Source organism: Flavobacterium panici (assembly GCF_903819335.1).
Lineage (GTDB): Bacteria > Bacteroidota > Bacteroidia > Flavobacteriales > Flavobacteriaceae > Flavobacterium > Flavobacterium panici.
The window spans coordinates 334699-340560 of sequence record NZ_CAIJDE010000017.1 but is presented as its reverse complement, the minus strand read 5'-3'; the positions used below and the strand labels follow the sequence as shown (position 1 = coordinate 340560).

At 32.3% G+C, this 5862-nt stretch carries 8 protein-coding genes; all 8 read left to right on the top strand.

Annotation, left to right across the window (positions count from 1 at the left end):
- Positions 1-43: 43 nt before the first annotated feature.
- A complete protein-coding gene (locus tag FLAPXU55_RS01545; RefSeq protein WP_053474376.1) occupies positions 44-1018 on the top strand; it encodes a PorP/SprF family type IX secretion system membrane protein in 975 nt (324 codons plus the stop codon).
- 386 nt (positions 1019-1404) lie between these two features.
- Complete coding sequence (locus FLAPXU55_RS01540) at positions 1405-2271, top strand: sensor histidine kinase (RefSeq protein ID WP_180856240.1); 867 nt, start codon at positions 1405-1407, stop codon at positions 2269-2271.
- Positions 2268-2957, top strand: coding sequence for a LytR/AlgR family response regulator transcription factor (locus FLAPXU55_RS01535; protein WP_180856239.1), 690 nt, complete (start codon positions 2268-2270; stop codon positions 2955-2957). Before FLAPXU55_RS01540 ends, FLAPXU55_RS01535 begins: the two co-directional genes overlap by 4 nt.
- Positions 2958-3124: 167 nt before the next feature.
- Positions 3125-3877: a peptidase associated/transthyretin-like domain-containing protein gene (locus FLAPXU55_RS01530; protein WP_180856238.1), complete on the top strand. Its 753-nt coding sequence runs from the start codon at positions 3125-3127 to the stop codon at positions 3875-3877.
- A 16-nt stretch (positions 3878-3893) separates the two neighbouring features.
- Positions 3894-4028, top strand: coding sequence for a hypothetical protein (locus tag FLAPXU55_RS24160; RefSeq protein WP_262890988.1), 135 nt, complete (start codon positions 3894-3896; stop codon positions 4026-4028).
- A gap of 68 nt (positions 4029-4096) precedes the next feature.
- Positions 4097-4591: a pirin family protein gene (locus FLAPXU55_RS01525; RefSeq protein ID WP_180856237.1), complete on the top strand. Its 495-nt coding sequence runs from the start codon at positions 4097-4099 to the stop codon at positions 4589-4591.
- Complete coding sequence (locus FLAPXU55_RS01520; RefSeq protein WP_180856236.1) at positions 4592-5098, top strand: hypothetical protein; 507 nt, start codon at positions 4592-4594, stop codon at positions 5096-5098.
- A 176-nt stretch (positions 5099-5274) separates the two neighbouring features.
- A complete protein-coding gene (locus FLAPXU55_RS01515; RefSeq protein WP_053474371.1) occupies positions 5275-5679 on the top strand; it encodes a helix-turn-helix domain-containing protein in 405 nt (134 codons plus the stop codon).
- Positions 5680-5862: the final 183 nt, after the last annotated feature.

Here is a 5862-nt window from a genome sequence, read left to right as displayed (position 1 = left end):
CAAAATATAGCCCCTTATGATGTTATCTAAAAAAATTATTACAATGAAAAAGTTTATTTTATCCTTAGTACTCATGGCTGTAACAACAAGTTACAGCCAAGAGTTAAACCTACCAGTTTTTACTCAGTATCTGGCTGATAACCCGTTCGTGCTTTCTCCTGCCTATGCAGGTATTGGTGACAACCTTAGAATTAGAGCCAATGGTTTAACACAATGGGTTGGAATTAAAGATGCACCTCAAAACCAGTCGCTTTATGCCGATTTTAGAATCTTAGATCGTTCTGGTGTGGGAATATCGCTTTATAACGATAAAAACGGATATACAAGACAAACCGGTGCTAAAGTATCCTTTGCGCACCACCTTATCTTAGACTATTACTCAAAACAGTATTTATCTTTTGGTATTTCATACAACTTCAATACATTTAGAATTGATACGGATGAATTCAATACCACGATAGAACATCCTGTTATAGATCCAACAGTTACAGACAATCGTTACAATGCAAACAACAACTTTGACATTAGTGCTTTATACCGTAATAAAGATTTTTATATAAGTTTTAATGCCAACAACGTTTTAAAGAAAAATACCGATAAATATCGTGGAGTAGAACCAAACCTGCTTTCAAACTATCAGGTTTATACTGGTTATGTTTTTCGTGATGCAGAAAACAGCCGTATCGAATACGAACCATCTGTTTTCTATCAGTACTTTGCAAGTGATAAACGTTCAACAACCGATATTAACTTCAAGTACAGAAGATACAATCGTTACGAAGATTACTATTGGATTGGAGTTTCATACCGTTTCCTAAACGACCAGTTTCCAAAACCATTATCAGTTGGGCCAATGGCAGGTTTCATGAAATCTAAGTTTTACTTCGGATATTCATACCAGGTTATGTTCAACGATTTAGGAAATTACAATACAGGAACACACGTAGTAACAATAGGATTCGATTTCTTACAAGCTATCAGTAACTGTCCTTGTACACAAAGTCCGGTACACGATTAATCGCCAAAAGACGATTATTTTAAAATAGGCTGAAAAGCCAAAAATTATAAAGCGAGTCGCAACATTATGTGTTTTTACCGCAATAATTTGAAATAAACATGCAATAACATTAAATTTGAATATATCATTTTGGTTGTCAAAACGGTATAAATCAAATTTGATTCATGAAAGCAAAATTTTCACTTTATGCGAAACATGTAGTTCTGTGCCTCGCTTTTTTATTTATCCCGTATGCGTTTACGTCTACAAATACCGTTTTCTCATTACCACATTTGTACACAAATCCTCATGATCGCATTTACCTGTTTATCTATTTTACACTTCTTTGTTTTTTTTACTTCAACTACTATTATCTAATTCCAAGATTATATTTTTCAGAGAAAAAATTGCTATACTATTTCATAATAGTCATTTTCCTTTTATTCTTTCTTTGGATATCTACCGTTTTAGATCATCCAAGCCGAAACTTTTTAGATTTTAGAGATCATTCCGAAAATCTATTAAATCATCCCAAACCATTTGAAGGGAGATTCCCGCCGCCGCATAGAAACGAACCAATGTCTTTTGGATTCACTGGAGGTCCGCCAACACAATACGGACACACAACACTTGTTTATTTAATTGGAGTAGTTTCAAGTTTGCTTTTTGCCATTTCCGGAAGATTACAAAGTGTCGAAAAAGAAAAAGTAAAATCAGAACTGGCATTTTTGAAAGCCCAGATAAACCCGCATTTTTTATTCAATACACTAAACAGCATTTACGCTTTGGCTTTAAAAAAAGACGATAAAACGGCAGACGCTGTAGTCCAACTATCGGAGTTAATGCGATATATCATGACCAATTCAAACGATGAGGTTATTGAATTAAACAAGGAAATCAATTACATCAATAATTTCATTTCCCTTCAAAAAACACGTTTAGGAAACACTGTAAACGTAGATTATAAGGTAACCGGAAACACTTTTGGAAAAGTAATAACACCGCTCATCTTGATTTCATTTATTGAAAATGCCTTCAAATATGGAGTAAATCCAGATCAGACTTCCGAGATTTGTATCAAAATCGATATCGATGATGAAACACTAACTTTATACGTTTCTAATAAAAAGACATTTTCGATACAATCAGATTCAGGAATTGGACTTCACAATACAATCGAAAGATTGAAGTTAGTATATCCTAATAAGCACCAATTAAAAATCGAAGATTCAGCAGAAAAATACATTGTAAACTTGAGCGTTAAAATACGATGATAAAAGCAATAGCATTAGATGACGAGCCATTGGCATTAGAAATTCTTCAGAGTTTATGTGATACAATTGATTACATAGAACTGAACAAGACTTTCACGAAATCTGATGAAGCATTCAAATATCTTAAAAAATATCCAGTCGATTTATTGTTTCTTGATATCAATATGCCGTCCATTTCAGGTTTAGAATTCTACAAAAAACTTCCACACAAAACAATGGTAATCTTTACAACAGCATATTCTGAATTTGCCGTTGAAGGCTTTACGCTCAGCGCAACCGATTATCTGTTAAAACCAATTTCCCTTTCCCGATTTCAACAAGCGGCCGAAAAAGCTTTTTCAAAATGGAAACAGCAAAACCAAAACATCGAACAGCAGTATGTTTTTATTCGTGCCGATTATAGTTTGATTAAAATTCTGTTTTCGGATATTTTATATATCGAAGGTTTAGACGATTATTTAAAAATCCACATCCAAAACCAGAAAACAGTTGTTGCGCGAATGACCTTAAAAGCAATTCTCCAAAAATTGCCTGAAACCGAATTCATAAGAGTTCATCGTTCCTTTATTATTCCTATTTCTAAAATCTCTAAAATAAGAAATAAGATAATTTTCATCGGTCAAGCCGAAATTCCAATCAGTGTCAGTTACGAAGAAGCTTTTTCTAAACTTTTTGACCAAAAGTAATACACTTCTGCGCTAAAGATTTTTACTACAAAAAATAAATATTCATTCGTTCACCTCATAAATTATAAACTTTACCTCAAACTTTTTACAACGCTTTAATTTCGAATAATTTTACTTGAAAACAACTGTTATTCATTCAATTAAAATAACATTTAAACGAAAAAGCAATGAAAAGAAAAGAGTTTTTAAGAGGTTTGGGTTTAATAGGAATTGGTTCATTAGCAATTCCAATTATAAACTCATGTAGTCAGGATAATGATGATGGATCATCAAATTCTTCAACGAATACAGATTCACCTTCTGGTTCTGGTTCATCTTCAGGCGATTGTTCGGTAACAGCATCAGAAACTGCAGGGCCATTTCCAACCATTACACCATCTTCTTTAGTAAAATCAGACATTACAATGGATAGAACAGGCGTAGCTTTCAGCATAAAAATCACCATAAAAAATACAAACGCAAGCTGTGCCGTATTAAAAGATGCCATTGTCGATATTTGTCACTGCGACAAAGACGGTTATTATTCAGAATATGGAGGAACTTCAATGCAGTCTGTAAACTATACAACCGTTCACTTTTTAAGAGGAAGACAAACTACAGATGCAAATGGTTTGGTAACTTTTACCTCAATATTTCCAGGCTGGTATTCAGGAAGAGCAACTCACATTCACGTTCATATTTATAACGCCAGCGGAACTTCATTACTCGTAACACAAATTGCTTTTCCCGAAGGAACAAACAGCGCCGTTGCATTAGTTAACGCTTCAAGTGCCAACGGTTATACAAAAGGAATGTCCGGTTACACCTATAATTCGTCAGATAATGTCTTTTCAGATTCTGTTACAAATGAATTAGGAACAATAACAGGAAGTGTTAGTGAAGGTTTTGTTTTAACTCACACTATAAACGTTGCTGGTTAATTTCAAATAATAATTTATGATAGCTCAAATTCCGGCACAAATTTACAAGTCAGATTCCAGAGGGTTTTCTAATTCAGAAAACACAACTGCTTCTCAACTTTTAATTTTGAACATTACCAAGATTTATCCCGAAATGCATTTGGAACCTTAAAAGTTTTAAATGAAGTAATATTAGCACCCCAACAAAGTATCACTCGATTTATAAACCTAAACACAAATGTGATCATTCTGCCCATATTTGGCGGAATTGAATATAAAGATAATATTGGTAATGAGGAATTTTTGCATGTAGAGCAAATTGGGATTCTGAAAGCATTTGAAGAATTAACTATTGAAATCCATAATCCATACGAAAAGGAAAATGTGAGTTATTTAGAATTCGAATTTCAAATGGAAAAACAGCATTTTAAAAACGATTTTCAGCAATATAAATTCGATTTAAGTTCACACAACAAATTGAATTCATTATTTGAAATTGAAAATGCTTTTGGATTTATTGGCATTTATGACGGAAGAAAAGAAGGAACCTTTACTTTAAAGAATACTAATAACGGTTTTTTTGTCTTCGTAATTAACGGAGCTTTTGAAATCGAAAACCGACTTCTGGAAGCAAAAGATGGTTTAGCAATCTCCAAAACTGAAACGATAAAATGGGAATCGTTGTCGCAAAATGCCACATTGCTTGTAATTGAAATTCCTCTAAATTCAAATTAAATGAAAATTACGAAAATAAAACTAGCCTATCGTATAGTAATTGACAATTCATCGGCTTTACTTTGGGATAAATATGTTTTTGAAGATACTTTCAAAGAATACCAAATGCAGTCTCAGCAGTTTAATTCAGAATCAAATCCAAAAAACACATTTAGAGAATTATTAAGTGAAAACGAAAAAGCAAATCAACTGCATTTCTTAACCGGAATCGCTGCCAGCGGTTATGTTGAGCAGTTAAAAGGAAATTTCCATCGTGTAACAGATGTTTTGGGAAACAACTATTTTCCCTTTATCAATTATCAGTTAGATATTATCAATACAGACATTACAGATCCATCAAAACATAAAATCGGAATCACATTTTATTCGCCTTTATTAAATTACTTCGGAATCATTGAAGGCAATTATCTCATTTCAAAAAATACCGAAAACTCAAACGAATATGAAACTATTATGTTTCCCGTTCAGCATAATTTGTCTATTTGTTACATTCAAACAGAAGACTAATTCAAGATCCAAAAACAAAAAAATAATCTAATTCATTTTTTACCTTTTCTGTTTTTCTGTTAACAGAAAAGGTTTTTTTATAAAATGGATTTTTGCAGGATATTTTTTATCTTTGAAATTCGGGCTTTTAATCCAAATGGCTTTATATTTGAGCCTTCAGAAAAATGACACTCATTATGGAACAGAAAATTCATCAGGGAAGAAATGTAAAACGTTTCAGAGAAATGCTTAATATAAAACAGGAAGGATTAGCTTATGATCTGGGAGAAGACTGGAATCAAAAGAAGATTTCTTTGTTAGAACAAAAAGATGTAATTGAAGACAACCTGCTTAAACAGATTTCTGCAGTTCTGAATATTCCTGTTGAGGCTTTTAAAAATTTTGATGAAGAGCAAGCGGTGAATATTATTTCTAATACTTTTGGAGAGCACGCTTTTAGTAATTCATTTAATTACGGAACAATTAATATTCATCCAATTGAAAAATTGATTTCACTTCATGAAGAAAAAATTGCGTTATATGAGCGTATGTTGAAAGAGAAAGATGAAATGATGTTGAGGCTTGAAAAATTAATTAAATAAACCTTATCTCTCCGACTTTAAAAACGATTTAGAAATAAGCGACTTTTTAATCCAAATAGATTAACCTTTTCTGTTAACAGAAAAGGTTTTTTTCATTTCATCAGGTATCAAATTACTATCGATAATTGTTTTTAATCCTTAATAAACCAATTTATTTGTGAATTTATAACGTTTTCGTTCTTT